General features: G+C 45.8%; 13 protein-coding genes. 7 read left to right on the forward strand and 6 right to left on the reverse strand.

The window, feature by feature from the left end:
- Window positions 1-508 precede the first annotated feature (508 nt).
- Complete coding sequence (locus E8M12_RS04190) at window positions 509-1,174, forward strand: peroxiredoxin-like family protein (RefSeq protein ID WP_136734837.1); 666 nt, start codon at window positions 509-511, stop codon at window positions 1,172-1,174.
- Between the two features lie 93 nt (window positions 1,175-1,267).
- Here E8M12_RS04190 and E8M12_RS04195 read toward each other — a convergent pair whose 3' ends face one another.
- The 6 genes from E8M12_RS04195 to pulA all read right to left on the reverse strand — a co-directional run bounded on the left by E8M12_RS04195 (window position 1,268) and on the right by pulA (window position 10,526).
- Window positions 1,268-2,173 carry a spermidine synthase gene (locus tag E8M12_RS04195; RefSeq protein WP_438363452.1) on the reverse strand — a complete coding sequence of 302 codons (906 nt, stop codon included), beginning with the start codon at window positions 2,171-2,173 and terminating at the stop codon, window positions 1,268-1,270.
- Window positions 2,166-2,738, reverse strand: coding sequence for a fused MFS/spermidine synthase (locus E8M12_RS04200; RefSeq protein ID WP_136735018.1), 573 nt, complete (start codon window positions 2,736-2,738; stop codon window positions 2,166-2,168). Before E8M12_RS04200 ends, E8M12_RS04195 begins: the two co-directional genes overlap by 8 nt.
- Before the next feature lie 119 nt (window positions 2,739-2,857).
- Window positions 2,858-3,874: a LacI family DNA-binding transcriptional regulator gene (locus E8M12_RS04205; protein WP_136734838.1), complete on the reverse strand. Its 1,017-nt coding sequence runs from the start codon at window positions 3,872-3,874 to the stop codon at window positions 2,858-2,860.
- A 188-nt stretch (window positions 3,875-4,062) separates the two neighbouring features.
- Window positions 4,063-5,517 carry an MFS transporter gene (locus E8M12_RS04210; RefSeq protein ID WP_136734839.1) on the reverse strand — a complete coding sequence of 485 codons (1,455 nt, stop codon included), beginning with the start codon at window positions 5,515-5,517 and terminating at the stop codon, window positions 4,063-4,065.
- A 61-nt stretch (window positions 5,518-5,578) separates the two neighbouring features.
- On the reverse strand, window positions 5,579-7,639 hold the full coding sequence (locus E8M12_RS04215; RefSeq protein WP_211244981.1) for a glycoside hydrolase family 97 protein: 2,061 nt from the start codon (window positions 7,637-7,639) through the stop codon (window positions 5,579-5,581).
- 28 nt (window positions 7,640-7,667) lie between these two features.
- On the reverse strand, window positions 7,668-10,526 hold the full coding sequence (pulA, locus tag E8M12_RS04220) for a pullulanase-type alpha-1,6-glucosidase (protein ID WP_136734840.1): 2,859 nt from the start codon (window positions 10,524-10,526) through the stop codon (window positions 7,668-7,670).
- Window positions 10,527-10,933: 407 nt separating this feature from the next.
- Between pulA and E8M12_RS04225 the strand changes: the two genes are divergently transcribed.
- The 6 genes from E8M12_RS04225 (at window position 10,934) to E8M12_RS04250 (ending at window position 20,584) form a co-directional block, all read left to right on the forward strand.
- Window positions 10,934-13,693 carry a TonB-dependent receptor gene (locus tag E8M12_RS04225; protein WP_136734841.1) on the forward strand — a complete coding sequence of 920 codons (2,760 nt, stop codon included), beginning with the start codon at window positions 10,934-10,936 and terminating at the stop codon, window positions 13,691-13,693.
- A gap of 96 nt (window positions 13,694-13,789) precedes the next feature.
- A complete protein-coding gene (locus E8M12_RS04230) occupies window positions 13,790-15,277 on the forward strand; it encodes a tryptophan halogenase family protein (protein ID WP_136734842.1) in 1,488 nt (495 codons plus the stop codon).
- Between the two features lie 4 nt (window positions 15,278-15,281).
- The gene (locus E8M12_RS04235) at window positions 15,282-16,802 is read left to right on the forward strand and encodes a tryptophan halogenase family protein (RefSeq protein ID WP_136734843.1); all 1,521 of its coding nucleotides are present in this window, start codon (window positions 15,282-15,284) and stop codon (window positions 16,800-16,802) included.
- A 37-nt stretch (window positions 16,803-16,839) separates the two neighbouring features.
- Window positions 16,840-17,757 (forward strand): aldo/keto reductase, encoded by a 918-nt coding sequence (locus E8M12_RS04240; protein WP_136734844.1) that lies wholly within the window; start codon window positions 16,840-16,842, stop codon window positions 17,755-17,757.
- A gap of 37 nt (window positions 17,758-17,794) precedes the next feature.
- On the forward strand, window positions 17,795-18,250 hold the full coding sequence (locus tag E8M12_RS04245) for a hypothetical protein (protein WP_136734845.1): 456 nt from the start codon (window positions 17,795-17,797) through the stop codon (window positions 18,248-18,250).
- Window positions 18,251-18,340: 90 nt separating this feature from the next.
- Window positions 18,341-20,584 (forward strand): amylo-alpha-1,6-glucosidase, encoded by a 2,244-nt coding sequence (locus tag E8M12_RS04250; protein ID WP_136734846.1) that lies wholly within the window; start codon window positions 18,341-18,343, stop codon window positions 20,582-20,584.
- Window positions 20,585-20,687: the final 103 nt, after the last annotated feature.

The following is a 20,687-nucleotide window of genomic DNA, read 5'->3' on the forward strand; positions in this document are numbered from 1 at the left end:
TCTTACGAGCTATATGGTAAAACTGTCTTAACTTGAGTGCCCACACAAATTGCTTGATAACTACTTGTTAAAGAACAACTTCTTTCGAAGTTAACCAGACATCACACTCGTGTCTGGCGTTTGCTCTGTCGTTCAGAGCGGATGCGCATTCTACGTCATCCAGTTTTGATGTCAACCGCTTTTTGAAAATTATTTTCGAAAAGTTTCTGGCTTCAAAACCCTTCCTGGTTAGTCGTTGACTTGTCCCGTGGAAGTGGATGCGCATTTTAGGGATTTTCCTGGCGCCGTCAACACCTGTTGCAAGAAAAAATGCAAAAAAACGATCGTTCGCTCAAAAACAGAACAAAGCGAATAAAAAGCGCACAATAATTAGCAAATATCCCGTAAAACCGAGGGTAGATTAGGAGAAGCATGTTATCTAACCCGAGTAATTAATATCAAACAAACTGTAATTAAATTAACTTATCTACGGTCAAAAGAAGTCATCCGGGTAATAATTCCAATTACAATGACAATTAATGAATATAAAAAGGAAACCATTTTGAAATTAGTTAACGCAATTATCGCAAGTCTAATGCTTATTGTGAGCGCCTCAAGCTTCAGTAAGCCGATTGCAGAATCCGCTGAATTAGTCGCGCCATTATTGGTTGGCCAGGAAGTTCCTGAAGTAACAACTACGACATTGGAAGGTAAACAGGTTTCATTAAAATCTGTACTTGCTGGCAAACCTACGGTTCTATTCTTCTATCGCGGTGGTTGGTGTCCATTCTGCAATGTGCAAATGGGACAGTTACAGGCCATTGAAAAAGATCTGGTTGATTTAGGCTATCAATTAATCGGTGTTTCTACTGACTCGCCAGCCGACCTGCAAAAAAGTATCACCAAGGAAGCACTCAGCTATCAGCTTCTGTCAGATTTTGATTCAAAAATGAGCCAGGCATTTGGCTTAGCGTTTTTTACTTCACAAAAGGTAACGGATCGCTATCTGGATAAACTGGACTTACAAAATCCATTGCAAAAAAATGCAGCAGGAGAAGAACGATTAGTGCTACCCGCTCCAGCGGTATACGTTATTGATGATGAAGGTCTCATTCACTTTCAATATGTGAACCCTAACTTCCGCGTGAGATTAGAGCCGCAGTTATTACTAATGGCTGCCAAGCTAGCCAAGTAATATACGCGTTATTAATAAGCCAAAACTTGTTACCACCAGATAAAAGAAAAGGGCAGGTTTATAAACCTGCCCTTTTTATTTACAAAACAGATGTTATTGCAACAGGTTCGCTGGTGAATATTGATCGGTCAGTACCCGATAAGACGATTCCTGATACTCCTGGCGTTCAATTAATGAAGCGGTGTATTTCAAATCAATATCCAATTGCTGCAACGGCTCCTGCCAGTCTTTCACCCGATTTAATATCGTCCCCTCATCAGGAAGATGTTTACCGGCCAGAATAATACGATTACCTGAGTTGTTTCCCTTAGCTACCGAGTAAAAGTCACCGAATACGTCATGGTAGGTAGCCGTCTCATGGTGATACAACAAGGAACTGGAAAAGGTATTAGCGACAACCACACCATTATCCGTTAATAAAGATTTGGTCTCCTGCAGAAATTCGCGAGTCAATAAATGTTCGGGAATGTATTCACCATTAAAAGCATCAAGAATAATCAAATCGTATTGTTGCTTTTTCATCGCAGCGCGCTTAATGAAAATCCGGCCATCCTGGTTGAAGGTACGAATGTTCTCTGATTCTTTAAAGTCAAAGTACTCACGTGCAACATCGACGACGGCAGGATCTATTTCTATGTTGTCTACCTGAATATCAGGAAATAACATTTGCAGGCTATTCGATAAGGTTCCACCACCCAGACCAATGATCAATACTTTTTCAGGGTTAGGCGTCACCAGCAAGCCAGTAAAGACAAATTTAGTGTAATCGAATACCAGACGATTAGGATCCTGCTTATCAATGCAAGACTGGCTGGAAACTCTGCGCTTTACCGAAAACTTTAAGCAGCGGATATTCTTCTTATCCTCGACAAATATATTTCGATAAAGTGAGCGCTGCTCTTTGATCACCTTGGCAACACCGACGGTAGGCATTAGCAACAACAGGCTTGTTAGTGCTGTGAATACCCATTTCGAATGATTACGATTAACGCTATCCATGAACCATTACCTCTGGTGACTTACGCAAGAAGAATTGTTGATACCCCCAGGCAATGGCACCTAACACCACCAGCAGCCCGCATAGGGAGAAGAGTATCTGATTCACCTCAAACCATAACACCAGGTAAAATGAAGTTAACAGTGTTCCCAGCGCACTGCCCATGGTTGATACGAAATATAATAAACCGGCGATTTGGCCACTTTTATCCTGGTGCGTCACCAACAGGCGAATCGAATAGGGCGATATCATGCCTAGTATAATGGTCGGGATAAGAAATAAAATGGTCGAGGCAACCAGGGAACCGTAGCGGCTGTCCTCTATATTGATAAAAACCCAGTCGAGAATATCAGTGGTAAAATATATCAAGGGTAATAATGTCGCCCCAGCCAGGACAAAGATAATACCAAAGCGCTTTAACGATGGATTGTGCAGGGACAATCGCCCACCAAGCAAATAGCCAATGGATAACGCCAACATAAATACGGTAATGATACTACCCCAGACATGAACACTGGATCCAAAGTAAGGGGCGAGGATTCTGCCGCCCAGCAACTGAATGCCCATAATCGAAAAGCCGCCGGAGAAGGCGAGAAGAAAAATTAAAGGATTTTGCACGGTACAACCTGACAACAAGCAATTAACTTGAGGTTAACTTAACAGTGATAGGCAGGTTCAGGCAATAGTTATTTAACGGACGACTCGCGGCTGATGAGCTGTACTGGCATTAAAATGGTTTTCGGTTTGGAACCGGCAATCATCGCCAACAGGTTGTCTACCAGCAACTGTCCCGCCAACAAGGTATCTTGCTTCACAGTTGTTAATGCGGGTTTTGAGACGCGCGCCATGGGAATATCGTCATAACCGACTACAGCAACATCGCCAGGGACCTGCAGTCCGGCTTCCTGCAGTGCTCGCATGGCACCGATAGCAATCAGATCACTGGCACCAAATAAACCATCAAACGCCACTCCGCGTTTTAGTAGTTCTTTGGTTGCCTGGTAACCGGCCTGTTCTGTCGAAATGGCGTTGATTTGTAAATTTGAATCAATCGTCAAAGCTGCCGCTTCAAGCGCTTCCTTGTGGCCCTGGTAACGACCGAGAAATTCCGGTGCTGCCGCCGAAATCGTGCCGATAAAAGCCATGGTTTTACAACCCTGACTGATTAAATGTTCGGTCAGCTGCTTGCCGCCAGAAACATTGTCACCACCAATACTGGTCACCGGCATATCCGAAACTTCGGCACCAAAACGCACAAAATGGGTGCCTTGCTGATGCAGCTGCACCAGTTTTTCCCGATAATCCGTGTAATCACCATAGCCGAGCAGAATAATACCATCGGCTTTGTTGCTATCGGCATATTCTGCGTGCCAGTCGTTATCCATTTCCTGGAACGATACCAATAAATCATAACCCGCATTTGAACAGGCGCGAGTAATTGAACCTAGCATGGATAAAAAGAATGGATTGATTTGTGACTCGTCAACGTCAGTGTCTTCAAATAACAATAGGGCGAGGGTATTACTTTGCTGGGAACGCAGATTACGAGCGTTTTTATCGACTTTGTAATTTAACTCTTTGGCAATCGCCTGAATTTTTCGACGCGTCTCCTCATTCACGAGGGGACTATTACGCAGTGCCCTTGAAACCGTGGATTGTGAGACACCGGCTCGATAGGCGATATCAAAAGAAGTTGCTTTCACATTAAACCGTCTGGATATAACTCAATGAGAAAATGTTAACCCAACTTCAGAGGCTTGTATAGGATATAAATAAGCGGTGCGCAGGGTGTGCCCCTAAGAATCACTAATAGCTAGCGAAAAGCATTAGCTAAATAGAGCATCCTGCGCACTGACTGGGATGGTTGATGGGAATAATATCCCAACAACCGTTAGGCTTCTTCGTTGTCTTTTACAAAGCCAACAGAAATCGCCGCTAACAACATTGACACGCCGGCAAGCATGATGATGTAGATAGCCTGATTGTCAAACACCGCACTTAAGATCCAACCGGAGAAAATACCGGACACAATTTGCGGTGCGGCAATGGTGAAATTAAATATTCCCATATAGACGCCTGTTTTGCTCACCGGGAGTGAACCGGCAAGAATAGCGTACGGCATTGCCAGAATTGCAGCCCAGGAAATGCCGATGCCAACCATAGGTAACAATAAATACACCGCCGCCTGAGGGACTTCGACCTGAGTGATCAGCAGGTTAACCTCTACCGCATTTGAAGGTTCAAATAACATAAAGGCAAAGTACCCCAAGGCACCGGCCAACAGCGACAATGAGTAGACCAGTTTACGACCGAATTTATCCGCTAATCTCGATAGAAATACCGAGAACACCGCAGCAAACAGAGAATATGCGGCAAATATAATACCGACCCAGTCGCCCGCTGCGCCTTTGGCATCCAAAATGGCCTGCGGCACTGCACCGACCTGAGCCAGATAATCCGGATCAAACCATTTGGCTTCTACGCCCCAGATATGTTGAGTAATCGCCGGCATTGAATAGACCCACATAATAAACAATGCAAACCAGGAGAAAAACTGCACCACAGCCAGTTGACGCATGGTTTGCGGCATGGTTTTCATCAATCCAAAAAAATTACGCAGGCTTTGACCAATGCTGGTTTTTTGCTGATGTTCAGCGGCAATTGCAGCAGCATCTTCACCACGATAGGCATAGTGCTCTTCCGGTGGATATTCCTTGGTGCGAATAAAAGTCCACAGTACTGAGCCTAGTAATACGGTGGCGCCGATATAAAATGCCCAGGTTACTGACGGAGCTACCTCACCGGCCTTGGCGGTATTTTCAAGGCCAATCACATTAGTCAATACGAATGGTAGGATCGAGCCAACTACCGCGCCGATATTAATCAGCAGGGATTGCACTGAATAACCGATATTACGTTGTGACGCTGGTACCATATCGGAAACCAGCGAACGAAATGGCTGGAAGCTGACATTAAATGACGCATCCATAAATGCAAGAATCATCGCACCGAATAGCATTGGCGCCATAATTGCCACAAACAATGGCGCATTTGGCATCAGAATCATCCCTAAAGCAGCCAATACCGCGCCGGCAAGAATATAGGGCTTACGACGACCAAAGCGGCTCCAGGTTCTATCAGATGCAGATCCCACTATAGGTTGCACAATTAAGCCCATGATCGGCGCTACCAGCCAGAACAGAGACAGTGAATGCAGGTCAGCTCCCAAATCGGAGAGAATGCGACTGACATTGGCATTTTGTAGCGCAAATCCGAATTGCACCCCTAAAAATCCGAAACTCACATTCCAGATTTGCCAAAACGATAATTGTGGCTTTTGTTTCATTGTCATACTTCTATTTTTGGCGCAGGCGCCATCCCCAAATTTTAAAACCCGTTGTCGTTATTTATTTTGTAGCCTGCAATCGAATTGCAAAGCCACCACTATTCGCCATCGTCAGTTTCAAAGTATCTTTAGCCGTTACCATTTTTTCTTCGATGGTAATCTCTGCCGGATTATCAACCCAGTTGGTCTGCTCTGAATCGCGATAAATCTGTGCCCGATATGTTACCCCTGGTTTCAGGAAGGACATATCAACACTCACATCCCTGGCATCTTCATCGGTCAGACCACCAACAAACCAGTCCTGACTGTCTCTTTGCTGACGGGCAAAGATAACATAATCGCCAACTTCACCGGCCAGAGCAACACTCTTTTCCCAATCCGTCGGCACATCGCGGATAAACTGGAACGCCGGCAGGTTCGCTTCATAATTGCGAGGTAAGTCAGCAGCCATTTGAATCGGGCTGTATAACACTACGTATAGCGCTAACTGTTTCGCCAAGGTGGTTTGTGGACGGTTAGTATCTGCCCCGAGGCCATTAAAGGTCATATCGAAAATTCCCGGGGTAAAATCCATTGGCCCTGCCAACATCCGGGTATAAGGCAAAATTGCAGTGTGCTCTGGTGGATTTGGCGGATTGCCCCAGGCATTGAATTCCTGTCCTCGAGCCCCTTCCCTGGAAATCCAGTTTGGATAGGTACGACGTAAACCCGTGTCTTTCACCGGCTCATGGGTGTTAATTGAGATTTTATGTTTAGCGGCCAATTCAATGTTGTACAGATATTCATTGACCATAAACTGGCCATCATGCCACTCTTTGCGGGCAACACCATTTTCATCAATACGTTTGATATTACCACCATCGGCAACGTATCCGGTTTTTACCTGGGCAACGCCGTGTTGTTGATATAGCGCAAACGCATCTTTCATTTGATTACGATAATTGGTCACATTACCGGACGTTTCGTGATGACCAATTAAACGTACGCCTTTATCTTTGCCATATTCATAGATAGCGTCGATATCAAAATCCGGATAACTTTCGGTAAAGCTAAACACATCACCATTAAAGAACCAGTTGCCGTCCCAGCCAATGTTCCAGCCTTCAACGAGTACACCGTCAAAACCATATTTGCTGGCAAAATCCATATAACGTTTTACTTCACTAGTGGTTGCGCCATGCTTGTCACCGCTACCCCAGGTATTTTCATTGATATGCATTCCCCACCAGATACCGACGTATTTGCCCGGTTCTACCCAGGTCACATCACCGAGTTTATTGGGTTCATTTAAATTCAGGGTCAGGTGTGAATTAAGCAAGCCCGTCGCATCGTCACTGATTTGCACGGTACGCCAGGGCGTATTGAACGCTCCCTGCTTTTTCACCAGAACACCGTCAGACCAAGGCGCCAGGTCCGCTTTCAAATAACCATGGCGCCGTTGATCCAGGCTCATTGCGGCATAATCAACAAGCGCCGCCTCATGAATGCTGACATGAACACCATTGGTTAATTTCATCGTAAATGGCGTATGAGCGCGATCAACTTCGCGTAACGCGGTGGTGTTATAGACATATTCATAACGATTCCAGCCACGAGTTGGGATCCACCAGGTGGTGGCATCGGCATTTTTTTCCATCACGAATTCGGTTAACTCATTGGTAATGTTTACCTGATCCAATCCCGCTTGTTGTGGCACTTCATATCGGAAACCAACACCATCGTTAAACACCCTGATGCGTAAACCATAGGTATTTACCTTATCGCGATCGGCCGAGAAAACGACCTTTAATTCATTGTGATGATCGACAATTTCTTTGCTTTCACCCCAAGGTTGCTGCCAGGTTTCATTTACCTGATTCCGCGTCGTAGATTTAATCTCAAACCCGGTTTCAAAATATTCACTATCGCGAAAGACCAGGCCCAGCTGCGACGGCTCAATGATCTCCTTGTCGTCAAAGTCGATTCGATATTTCGGGGTTTTATCATCATCACTAACGGTAAAAGTGATTCGTCCATCCGGAGAGGAAACTTTTACTTCTTTGGCCAACGCCGTTGCACTTAACGCGCCAAGCATTGCTATCAGGCAACAAATGCTGTTATTCACTCGCGTAAACTTATTCATGAATTTTCCTTTTACTGTTGAATTGGCGTTATCGTACGAAAACCGCAACGGTTAACTTGCCTATATCGAAGCCGGTTTTAGTTACCCGGCTTGCCTTTATCAGTGCATCATCACTTTGCTGTTGAACAGGATGAAGTTGCCAGCCTGCCAAATCCGCATATGCAAAGTTAACGGCCTCAGCCTGGTTATTAAAGATCACCAGTATATCGTTAACCTTGGCATCAAGATCCGTACCCGCATCAATACTGTCGCTGAGCTTCATCGCGATAATTCCTGGCTGTTGGTCGGCCCCGGCATTCTCAAACGAGACTCGCTGATGGATATCTTCGGCATTGGTTAAGCGGAACAGGGGAGACGACATGCGAATCGACAAATATTCGATGAAACGTTGTTTACTCCAGCGAATGTGCTTCTCTTTAACCAGATCTCGCCCTTCGTTGCGACTCAGGAGATCACCTATCAACGACCAGTTTTGCTGATCTTTTTCTGCCGGTGGTAAGCCTACGTTGTAATTATTAGTCTGCATGGAAAAATCGACTTGATTAAACCAGTCGCCATAATCATAACTGTCCCGCAAAAAGGCTTTTGAGCGCAATAGTTCGGAGCCCATATGAATAAACGGGATGCCCTGCGCCATCAGCGGATAGGCAAGGGAAAGGATCTGAGTCCGGACTCTGTCCTCAGTGCTCATGTCATAGGGCAGGCGATATTGATTGTTGTCCCATAAGGTTTGATTATCGTGTTTAGAGACGTAATTAATCGTATCTGCCGGGTCAAGGGCGTAACCGGTTGGTTGATCGCCATATAAAATATCCTTACCCTGCACCTGTTTTCCCGCTGAATTTGTCAGCGGGAAGGTCGCCAGATTAGCGGCCAAGCCAACACGAATCTGATCCATGGCATTGTTAAATTGATCATGACTGTCGGTTGTCAGTTCATTGCCATAGGTACCCAGGCCATTACCGATACCCTGGGCTTTGCGAATATCATCGCCGGAGGCATTGAACGCTCCACCGCGCACCGCATCGCGCAAGCGATCGCTGAAGGTACCGATTTCGGTACCGGCAAGCTCAAGCTGGCTGGCCTGGACAAAGCGTTGATTGTTGGCGACCTCACCAAAGTTCCAGCCTTCGCCATAAAAATAGGTATCCGGATCCACTACCTGGACCGCTTCTCTTGCTTCAAGCATTAAATCTTTTGGCTGATGACCCATCAGGTCAAAACGAAAACCATCAATTTTATAATCGCGCGACCACACCACTAAAGAATCAACCATTAATTTTGCCATCATCGCCCGCTCGGTCGCGGTATTGTCACAACAGGTAGATTGCTCGATGGCTCCACTTATCGGATTTAGCCGTTGATAATAATTAGGGACGATTTTATCCAGTACCGAGGTGGTTTCTAACCCGGCTTTATGGGTATGGTTATACACCACATCCATAATCACTCGAAAGCCTAATTGATGCAGGCTCTGTACCATTTCGCGAAATTCGATGATACGGGTAACACCCATCGGATCGGTAGCGTAACTGCCTTCCGGTACGGTGTAATGGAACGGATCGTAACCCCAGTTATAATCGTCAATATCACGCCATTCACTTACCGCCTGCTGAGCATTTGCACTTCTTGGGTCAAATGACTGAAGTACTGATAATAAGGTCTCCTGCGATCTTTCCTGCCCTAGCTTGGCTTCACCAGTACACCAGCTGTGCTCTGGTTTTAACTGACACAGCTTGGCAACCGTATCAGCCAAAGAAACGCGCAAATCCGGATCTTCATTAACGGTACCAATATCAAATGCGGGCAATAAATGGATATTATTCAAGCCGGCTTTTTGTAGCTCCTTAAAGTGGCGGATGCCATCACTATTTTTCTCAGTAAAGGCTTTGTATTTGCCCGAGAACGCCGGGTTACTGAGATTTTTCTCATGGGCTGAAAAATCGCCGATATGGGTTTCATAAAAAACATTGTCTTCAATATTTTCTACTTCTGGTACCAGATGCTCAGACCACCCCTCAGGCATGGTTTTTGCCGCATTTAAATCGATGATTTGCGAATAGACACTGTTGGTCGACAACGACAGGGAATAAGGGTCAGTTGTGGTGATCTCGACTATTTTCCCGGCTTCGGGATGGTAAGTACTTAACGTGTACTGATAATAGGTTTCGTGATATTCCCCAGGCAGGCGTGCCGACCAGATGCCGCTATTTTTATCTTCGACCATTTGCAGCTGCTGTGCCTGAGCCGAACTATCTGCCTGTTGGTATAGATTTACCGCGACTGATTTTGCCGTCGGTGCCCACAATGAAAACTGCACATAAGGTTTGCCATGTTCGATGCCATGAGTGGCACCAAACTGCTGATATTCATCGGCATCATTTACAGCACGGGTATACAACTCATCCAGCAAAAATCCAAATTGAACAGCGGTTGAGAACGCCACTTGCTGTTGTTCGTCGAAACTGACCAGATACACGGGTCCTTTAACGAACTCTTTAATCTCAGCGTTGGTCAGGTCAACCCGGTATGACAGTAACGTGTCGAAACTGGCTAAATGAGGAAAATTGTCGAGAAGATCATCGTCAACCTGGCGCTTACTTAGTTTTACAAGATTATCTAAATTACCGGTGCCAGAACTGGTAGCAAGATATATGTCCGTTTCGATTGCTAGTGATGTTTCGGCAACTAACAACAAATTTTCTGACGTTAACCAGTGCGCCTGTGCGGTTTGAGTTTGGGTAATAAGCTGTTGGCTATCCAACTGCGGCAAAGAAGAATCAGGTTCAGCCAGGCAACCGCTAAGCAGCGACAGAGTAACAGTGAAAGCAGGGATAGAAACTGACTTAGATTTCCCAAAAAACCTGCGGGTAGGGGCAATATTCATATAATGATCCAGACCATTGCCAGCACCAATCCAGAGCTGACAAAATAGTGTTTAAAACCAAGGTAATGCGCCTTGGAAGATTTCCAAAGTAGGATGCTCTAAGCATCGAAAATTAGCAAATGCATACGTATTCAAAATCAATAGGTGAATTAATTTCATGCCACAAACTGGATATAACCAACTGTTTTTATTAAACATTAATAGTCCCTTGTTAAGTTTATGTAAAACTTGTAAGCACATCGGGCACTCGTTATGAATACGTATGCAAAAAATTCTTTTATGTGACTTCTGCCATTAACATAGTCAGAATCCGCAAAAAGTGGGTGATTTTTAAACAAAAAACACATATAAATAGTCAGGACGATTATTAAAATAATGATGCAAGGATGTATACGGGGAGAAACAATATGTTAAATTTTAAGCCGAACAAGGTGGCGTTGGCGCTGGTTTCTACTGGCCTGATGACCATGAGTTCAGTGTCCTTTGCTGCTGAAGAAGCAGTGTCTGAACAAGAAGTCGAAGTCATTGAAGTTACGGGTATCCGTGGCAGTCTTCAAAAAGCACAAGCGATTAAAATGAGCACCAACTCAATTGTTGAAGTGCTGTCTGCAGAAGATATCGGTAAATTACCTGATACCTCTGTTGCTGAATCTCTATCTCGTTTGCCAGGTCTTGCTGGTGAGCGTCGTAACGGTCGTACCAGTGGCTTATCTGTTCGTGGTTTTAACGAAAACTACGTAGGTACTTCACTAAACGGTCGTGAATTATTGGGTATGGGTGACAACCGCGGCGTTGAATTTGACTTATACCCAACCGAAATCGTATCCAATATCGTAGTTTACAAAACACCGGAAGCAGGCCTGGTATCCCAGGGTATCGGTGGTACTATCGATTTACAAACCGTTAGCCCGCTGAATGCAGATTCTACCTTCACCATTAACGCCGACTTCGAGCAAAACGGTGAAGATGCAGCGAACCCTGATTATGACAACACCGGTCATCGTTTATCATTTAACTGGGTTGATCAATTCGCCAATGACTCTCTGGGTGTTGCATTAACAGTAGCTACCCAGGAAACTCCTCGTCAGGAAGAGCAATTCCGTGCATGGGGTTATGCGGATTCCGATGATGGCAAAATTTTAGGTGGTCACGACTCTTTTGTTCGTTCTGCAATGCTAGAACGTGATTCGATTGCCGGTATCGTTGAATGGGCACCAACTGACAATTTGAAACTTCAGTTAGACGCTCTTTACATCGACTTTAACGAAAATGACGTACGTCGTGGTCTGGAAGAAGGTGGCCCAGTCTGGGGTGGCGTTAATTACACCGTAAACGAAGTGGAAGACGGTCTGGTGACTTCAGGTTACTGGGATGGATTTTACTCAGTTATTCGTAACGATGCCCGTAGTCAGGAAGCCGAGTTAACCACGTTCGGTCTTAACATTGAATACGCATTAACCGATAACTGGACGTTAGAAGCTGACATTTCTACTGGTGATGTTGAGAAATCCCTGTTTGATGTGGAAAGCTACTCTGGCGTTGGCCGTGCAATACTTGAAGGCGAAGATAACCGTCCTGCAGCTGCACGCTCTTGGGAAATGACCTCTACTGGTGTTATGTATTCTGCACACCCAACTCTGCCACTGATCGATTACACCGATCCAAGCTTAATCCGCCTTGCCGGTCCTCAGGCATGGGGTGGTAGCATTCCGGGTCCTGATGCTCAAGATGGTTTCGTAAACCGTCCAGAATTTGACGAGAGCCTGGATAGCATTCGCTTATCAATCGATGGTGTGGTTGAATGGGGCCCAATCTCTGCGGTTGAAGCGGGTATTATTTATTCCGATCGCAGCAAGTCTAAGTTAAACGAAGGTGACTACTTAACGGCTCCAACGTATCCTGGTGATGCATTGTTGACTGACGACCAGATTCTAGGTGTTGCTGACCTAAGCTTTATCGGCATCAATGGTGTACTTGCCTACGATTCTTTAGGCTTGTTTAAGTCAGGCTACTACAGTGCAGTTGAAGCGTCGCTGACGCAAGCTGATCGCTTAGGCGATACCTACACGGTCAATGAAGAACTCACCACGTTATATGGTAAGTTAGATATTGATACCGAATTTGCCGGTATCTATGTGGCCGGTAATTTCGGTGTGCAGGTGATTGATGTTGATCAGTCGTCTTCAGGTTTCTCAACCGCACAACAAGCCGATGGTACTATCGCCCCGACAGCCGTAACTGGTGGTGACAGCTATACTGACGTTTTACCAACCCTGAACTTAAGTTTTGAGATCGCTGAGAATCAGTTCATCCGTACTGCTCTTGGTAAAGTACAATCTCGTCCTCGTATGGACCAAATGAGACCAAACGTTCAGGCTTCATTTGCGTTTAACGATAACAACATCAAAAGCTCAGATATCCAGAATGGTCCTTGGAGTGGTAGTGTAGGTAACCCAACCCTTAAACCACTTGAAGCAAACCAGTTTGATATCTCGTATGAGAACTACTTTGCTGATGACGGTTATTTTGCGGCGGCGTTCTTCTACAAAGACCTGACTAACTGGCATCGTACCGCAGACGTAGTCACTGACTTCTCTGACGTTTACATCCCTGAATTACACCAGGCAACAGACGGTACTGCTCCGGTTCTGCTTGAAGGTTTTGTAAACTCAACCATCGACGGTTTCGAAGGTTTTGTTCGTGGTTACGAGCTACAGGCGAGCCTGCCATTCCACGTATTTGCTGAATCACTAGATGGTTTTGGTTTGTATGGTAGCGCGACTTTCCTTGACGGAAAGTTAGATGATGGTGGATTAATTCCAGGTCTGTCAGAAGAGTCTTACTCTCTGACTGCATACTATGAAATCAACGGCTTTGAAATCCGTTTTTCAGGTACCAAACGTGATGAGTTCTTAACCGAAGCTCGTGGTTTGAGTCTGGCGTTAGAGCAATTCGTTGGTAAAGGCGGCGAACTTTGGGATGCGCAGATTGGCTATGATTTCAGCGAATCAGGTATCGAAGCTCTAAATGGTTTACGTGTAACCTTTAAAGCACAAAACTTAACCGAAGAAGACGATATCCAGGCAGACGCTACCGATCCTCGTTTGATTACTCTATATCAAGCGTATGGTGCTAACTACCTGTTAGGTATCAACTACGAGTTCTAATAAACTCTGATGTCAATGAAAAACCTGTTAGGATGATTCCTGACAGGTTTTTTTTTATCTTACTTTCACTAAGCGATTTATTGTAGGTTTCGGGCAATGCAACAACCAATAAAAAAATTGGTCATCCTTGGCGGTGGCACCTCTGGCTGGATTTCCGCAGCCCTGACAAAAAAACTCCTGGGTAATGCCATTGACGTAGAATTGGTAGAATCCAATGAAATAGGAACCGTAGGTGTCGGTGAAGCAACCATTCCACCAATTAAGTTATTAAATGATGTATTGGGTTTGAACGAGGCCGAGTTCTTACGAGAGACCCAGGGTACGATAAAACTGGCGATTAAATTTGAAAACTGGAAGAACGAAAATCACAGTTATTATCATACCTTTGGAGCAGCGGGCAAAAGCATGGCCTTTTGTCATTTTCACCATTTCCTGAAACGTACCGGTGAGCTGGAAAATGACAGTAAACTCTGGGATTACGACTTAAATGCTTTGTTAGCGGAAGACGGAAAATACGCCCATATTCGCCATCAAGACCCAATCCTGGAAGTACCATACGCCTATCACTTTGATGCCGGCCTATATGCAAAATATTTACGTAAATTCTCGGAAAAAATCGGTGTTAAACGCACCGAGGGCACCGTCGCCCGGGTGCATCAGAATCAACAAAGCGGATTTATCCAAACGCTGGAATTAAAAGACGGAACCCTGATTGATGGCGACCTGTTTTTAGATTGTTCCGGTTTTCGCGGTCTGTTGATTCAACAAACCCTGCAGACCGGCTATGAAGACTGGAGCCACTGGCTTCGTTGTGACCGGGCAGTTGCAGTTGCCTCTGAACGTTTTGATAAGACCTTGCCCTACACCCGCTCTATTGCCCACAAAGGCGGCTGGCAATGGCGCATCCCGTTGCAACATAGAAACGGTAATGGTTTAGTTTATAACAGCGCTTATTACACTGATGATGAAGCGACTGACTTACTACTGGGTAACCTCGATAGTAAGCCGTTAACCGATCCGAAAATAATCAAATTCCAAACTGGTCGTCGTTATCAGCAATGGCATAAGAATGTTATTGCTGTCGGCCTCTCCAGTGGCTTCCTTGAACCTTTGGAGTCCACCTCTATCCACTTAATTCAATCAGCGGTCGTACGACTGGTCCATTTGTTCCCGCAACATGGCATCAATCAGGCGATTGTCGACGAGTACAACAAACAATCAAAACTGGAATTTGAACAAATCCGAGATTTTATAATTCTCCACTACCATGTCAATCAGCGTACCGACAGCCTGTTTTGGCAAGACATGCGAAATATGGCGATACCGGATACCCTGGCTCACAAAATTGAATTATTTAAACAGGATGGCCGCCTGTTCCGGGATCAAAACGACTTATTCCTGGAAAGTTCCTGGTTACAGGTGATGTTAGGACAGGGGCTGGTGCCGAATAGTTATCATCCGATGGCCAATGCTATGCCAGAAGCCCAGGTGAAATCCATGCTGCAAAAAATCAAAGCTATCAAACACGAGCCACTGGCTTCGATCCCAAGCCATGATGAGTTTTTAAAACGCTATTGTGGGTAATAAGATGTCAGAGCAGAACCCTTTTCATATTGTTATTTTAGGTGGAGGAACGGCCGGATGGATGGCGGCTAACCTGTTTGCCAAACGCTGGCAGAATCAGGCGCAACATCGCCCGGTCAAAATCACCCTGATTGAATCAAAGGATGTTGGTATTATCGGCGTTGGTGAAGGTTCCACACCTACATTGAAGCGCTTCTTTGAAGATCTGCAAATTCCAGAATCAGAATGGATGCCACTGTGTGATGCTACCTATAAAATCAATATTCGCTTTAAAGGTTGGAGCCCTAAGTCAGGCATAGAGGATTATTCACATCCGTTCACCACTCAGGTCGATACCTTTACCAAACGGGCTTTTTTAGTCAATGGTCGCACCCGACGCATGGGATTGGATACTCATACCCGACCTGATGACTTTCTGCTAAATGGCGTGCTGGCAAGTCAGGGCAAAGGACCAATCACACCGAACAATTTTCCCTTTATTATGGAATATGGCTATCACTTTGACTCCGCTAAACTGGGAGAGTTTTTAAAACAAAAGGCGATAGCTGCCGGAGTTAATTATCAAACTGCCCATATCAGCCAGTCGAAACGCGCGGCAACGGGGGAGTTGGAGGCGTTAATTGATGATCAGGGCAATGTCTTTAGCGGTGACTTTTTTATCGATTGTTCCGGCTTTTCGTCTTTGTTGATGCAAAAAGCCATGCAGGTGCCTTACAAAAGTTTTAAATCAAATCTTTTTAATGACTCTGCGGTGGTGATGCCAACGCCAATCGACCGCATCGTTCCCGTGGAAACCGAAGCGACGACACTTAGTTCTGGTTGGTGCTGGAAAATTCCCCTGACCAGCCGCTACGGAAATGGCTATGTATTTAGCAGTGACTTTATCAGTCGGGATCAGGCTGAAACAGAATTTCGCCAACATTTGGGGATGCTGGATTCAGAGCAGGAATGCCGCTTTTTAAGCATGCAGGTGGGTCAGCTAAGCGAACACTGGTCGCATAATTGCCTGGGGCTGGGACTGTCACAAGGCTTTATCGAACCGTTGGAAGCGACCGCATTGCATCTGGTGCAGATTAGCATCGAACTGTTTGCCAATTTATTAGAGAAGGGCAATTTCAGTCATCACTATGCCCATGAATATAACCAGAAAATAAGCGAAAGGTTTGAACGGGTCAGGGATTACATCGTCGCACACTATAAGCTTAATACCCGTGACGACAGCGAATACTGGCGAGCAAACCGGAATAATGACCAGTTATCACAATCATTAATCAGCATTCTCGATTGTTGGTATCAGCGTAACGATTTGAGCGAGGAAATTCAGCGCCAAAACCTGGATACCCATTTTGACGCGATATCCTGGAATTGCCTGCTTGCTGGCTACGGTACATTTCCACCACTGGCACCTAATCAGCCTGGCAAAGGCGATCTTTACAAAGAAAAAGGTATTGCATCATTTCTACAGGGATGCAGCCTTAATTTTAATGATCATCACAACAACTTACGGGCCCTAAATAAGTCATAATTTTCTCAAATGAAAATCATTGGAGGCACAAACAAATATGCAAACCTTAACTATCCCACAATTACCATTGCATTCTTCCCGGCTCATATACGGTTGTATGCGGATTAGCGGTAATAACTCTGCCGAAGACCGGGCAAAGGGCAAGCGGGCGATAGAAGCCGCCATTGATGAAGGTTACAACCACTTCGATCATGCCGATATCTATGGCGGTGGCGCCTGTGAATCTGTCTTTGGCGAGGTGATAAAAGCGCAACCCTATCTACGCGATAAACTCCTGATCACCTCGAAAGCTGGCATTCGCTTTGCCGATACACCGGTGCAAGGTGAAGTCGGACGTTATGATTTTTCTCACGATTATTTAATCCAGCAGGTAGAAGGATCGTTAACGCGTTTAAACATCGATGCGCTCGACATGTTTTTATTGCACCGTCCTGACTATCTGTTTAATGCCGAGCAGGTCGCACACACCTTGAATGAACTGAAACAGCAGGGCAAAGTAAAGCATTTTGGTGTAAGTAATTTTAGCCCGTCGCAGCTGGAGTTATTGCAGTCAAAAATGGATGAACCATTGCTGGTTAACCAGGTTGAGATAAATATTCACAATATCAGCGCGTTTTCCGATGGCACCTTAGATCAGTGCCAGCAATACGGGATCACGCCAATGGCATGGTGTCCGATTGCCACCGTGGCCTATGAAGCCTGGGGCAACACTTTCAGCGATGCAGATATCGCCCGGATAAATCAAGAGTACCAGCGTCAGGCCGATTTTTATGGCTGTGAAAAATGGGTCATTGCCCTGGCCTGGTTGCTCATTCACCCCGCCAATATTTGCCCGATTATCGGCTCGACCACCCCAGCGCGTATCGCCATGGCCAAGCAGGCACTGGAGCTTAATTATCGACGCGAAGACTGGTACCGATTGCTGCAGGCCAGAAATGGCCAGCCAGTACCTTAATACCATTCCCGCTGCGCAAAGGAGTTTGCATAAGTCGATGAGTTTTTGGAAAGAGCTATTTGATATTTATCAGCACAAGCTGCAATCGCGGCGTCTCGCCAGCGGTGCGGGCCGCGCTTTAGTGCAGGAAATGAAAACCAATCTTTGCTTACTGGCAGAAGCGCTGGACAGCCCCAATGACAGTCCGGATCTGATTGCCAGTTTAAGTGATTCAGCATTTATGTATTATTGCCAGCAAGGTTATGATTTCAACACATTCAACCAACAAAAACTAACTGTGTCGACAACCCGGGAGATCCGTGAGTTTAACCAATACCTGAGCCAGTCGACCGAGGACTTAGTGTATCGAGCCTATCAGAGGATTCGTGTGCTCAAGGCATTTGCCAAGAGTCAAAATGCCATAAAGAGCCAACGGCGAATCCAATCCTTACTGCGCTATCATATTATGCTTATCGCCCACATCCAGGGACAATCCCTGAGTACAAGTAATTAATTCCCGACAGGAGATTTCACGGTGACTTTTCGTTTACCTGTATACTTAACCTTGGTTTTTTTGACTTTCGCCTGCCAGCCAACCGTAGATGTGAATCATAGTAACGACCAGACAGAGTCGCAACCAATCGCTATCACCAAGGTTAGCCTGGAACAACTGGCTATCGATGTTAGTGCCGCAGAAAATCGCCCGGTATCGTTTACTAATAAACGTTCCGGTTATTACCACACCCAGACCCATGCCAATAACCATCCTGAACACGCCTGGTTTAGCGGCTATAACCTGGCCCAGAAACGTTTGTTCAGCGATTATCAAATTCGCCTGGACTCAGAGTTATTAAACCGCCAGCAAGCGAGTGTCAGTGTGTATCCGGACAAGCTGGTTCGCCGTTATCCAGACAACACCATAGAAACCCTGATGTTATTTGATAACCAGGATATTGTTCGCATCGGTCTAAGCAGTGGGCCGTCCAAGGCAACCCTGACCTTAACCGGAGAACAAATCCACAAGCAGGGCAGCGACGGGGAATTATCGCTATACCAGAGTAGCGAAGACCCGGAAAAGGTGATTGCGGTTGCACCGATAATCCGGACAAAAGATATTGGCAATAATCAGGAGCAAGGCTTCTACGTTCTGATTGCCGATGATCTGAGTGAAGCAAACGCATTACTAAGCAAAGTGCGAGAGCATGATGCAACATGGCAGCAACAGCGCCAACAGAGAATGCTAAAACTTATCAATAGCCTCACGTCCTTCGATAGCAGTGATGGCAATTTAACCAAAGCCATTGCCTGGCAGATACTCAATCTCGACTCGCTGATGACCAACCAGCATGGAAAAGGCATCTACGCCGGCCTGCCATGGTTCAATGAATACTGGGGACGCGATAGCTTTATCTCGCTACCTGGTGCGACACTGGTAACCGGTCAATTTGAATTCGCCCGGGATATGATCACCGCCTTTGCCAAATTTCAGGACCGGGATCCTGATTCAAAATTCTTTGGCCGGGTTCCAAACCGAGTGCGCATCGAAGACATTGACTACCACACCACAGATGGTACACCGCGATTTGTCATCGAAATGCTGCATTACGTGCAGTACAGTGGCGATGCCAGCTTAATTGAACAACTTTATCCGAATGTAAAAGATTCAATAAACGGTTCGTTAAAAAACTGGGTGGATAACCAGGGATATTTATTGCACGCCGATAATGAAACCTGGATGGATGCCCGTCGCGAACCAGATAAAGTCCCCTATTCACCGCGGGGTAGCCGGGCAAATGATATTCAGGCATTGTGGTTCAAGCAACTTCAGGCGGGCATCTACTTTGCCAGCGTAGTTGGCGATCAGGCATCGCTGGCTTCGTGGCAGCAGGCATTAGCAAAGCTGCAAGCGAATTTCCGCAAGGATTTTGTGCTCACTGAACAGGATATGCTTGCCGATCATTTAAACACAGACAACTCCGCTGATATGCAGTTACGTCCGAATCAACTGTACGCCTTTGATATGGTTCGCGATAACGAATTTACCACTCGGGCGACCCGCAAAGCCTGGCAACAACTGGTCTACCCCTGGGGCGTCGCCTCTCTCGACAATCGCGATCCGAACTTCCACCCATATCACCTGACTGATGCCTATCACAAGGATTCGGCTTACCATAACGGTACGGTCTGGCTATGGAACAACGGCATTGCCATGCAACGTATGATTGAGGCCGGCGATACGGAACTTGCCTATCAATTATTTGAAAATATGAACGCGCAGGCATTAACCCGGGGCGTGGTCGGTGGGCTTGCGGAAAACGCCGATGCTTATCCGGTTCCCGGACAAACCCATGCGAAAATAACCGGCACCTATTTACAGGCCTGGTCAAATGCCGAGCAACTCAGGGTATGGTATCAATATTTCCTCGGCATTCGTCCGGATTTGATTAAACAGGAAATCACCTTTGCGCCGCGTATTCCCAAAACCCTTAGCGATGTTAAATTTCAGATTAAACTAGGCCAGGGGCAATTACAGGCAGTGTATAAAAATCAGGGATTGGGCTCGACTTACCGGGTCGCCACTGAAAACTTTGCAGGTGTTATGGTGCTGGACATCCCGCCTTATTCGCTAACCAGAATTAATATCGAACCGGGTATCGAATTAAGGATTACCGACATTAACTCGCAGCTAATAATCGACAGCGTTGCCAGCAACAAAGAAACTGCAGAACAGGTGGTGTTGACACCTGAACAACAGCGATTGACCCAACAACAGATGCAACAGCGCATCATGTCCGATACGGTATTTGCCAGTCCGCTGCCACTTACTCAGCATCAGACGGTTAAATAACGCCGAAAACCTGCCCCCCTCAACTTAACAACAAGTTGAGGGGGTGAACTAGCCATAGCGTTAATGCCGTGCGAGAATGGTTGGTAAGTTTGTAGTAACCTTC

This window comes from Thalassotalea mangrovi (assembly GCF_005116735.1).
Lineage (GTDB): Bacteria > Pseudomonadota > Gammaproteobacteria > Enterobacterales > Alteromonadaceae > Thalassotalea_A > Thalassotalea_A mangrovi.

Coding starts and splice junctions, on each gene's coding strand:
- pulA (WP_136734840.1), bottom strand. CDS start 10,526: ATGAATATTGCCCCTACCCGCAGGTTTTTTGGGAAATCTAAGTCAGTT.
- E8M12_RS04230 (WP_136734842.1), top strand. CDS start 13,790: ATGCAACAACCAATAAAAAAATTGGTCATCCTTGGCGGTGGCACCTCT.
- E8M12_RS04225 (WP_136734841.1), top strand. CDS start 10,934: ATGTTAAATTTTAAGCCGAACAAGGTGGCGTTGGCGCTGGTTTCTACT.
- E8M12_RS04190 (WP_136734837.1), top strand. CDS start 509: ATGACAATTAATGAATATAAAAAGGAAACCATTTTGAAATTAGTTAAC.
- E8M12_RS04240 (WP_136734844.1), top strand. CDS start 16,840: ATGCAAACCTTAACTATCCCACAATTACCATTGCATTCTTCCCGGCTC.
- E8M12_RS04200 (WP_136735018.1), bottom strand. CDS start 2,738: ATGGGCATTCAGTTGCTGGGCGGCAGAATCCTCGCCCCTTACTTTGGA.
- E8M12_RS04235 (WP_136734843.1), top strand. CDS start 15,282: ATGTCAGAGCAGAACCCTTTTCATATTGTTATTTTAGGTGGAGGAACG.
- E8M12_RS04195 (WP_438363452.1), bottom strand. CDS start 2,173: ATGGATAGCGTTAATCGTAATCATTCGAAATGGGTATTCACAGCACTA.
- E8M12_RS04245 (WP_136734845.1), top strand. CDS start 17,795: ATGAGTTTTTGGAAAGAGCTATTTGATATTTATCAGCACAAGCTGCAA.
- E8M12_RS04215 (WP_211244981.1), bottom strand. CDS start 7,639: ATGAATAAGTTTACGCGAGTGAATAACAGCATTTGTTGCCTGATAGCA.
- E8M12_RS04210 (WP_136734839.1), bottom strand. CDS start 5,517: ATGAAACAAAAGCCACAATTATCGTTTTGGCAAATCTGGAATGTGAGT.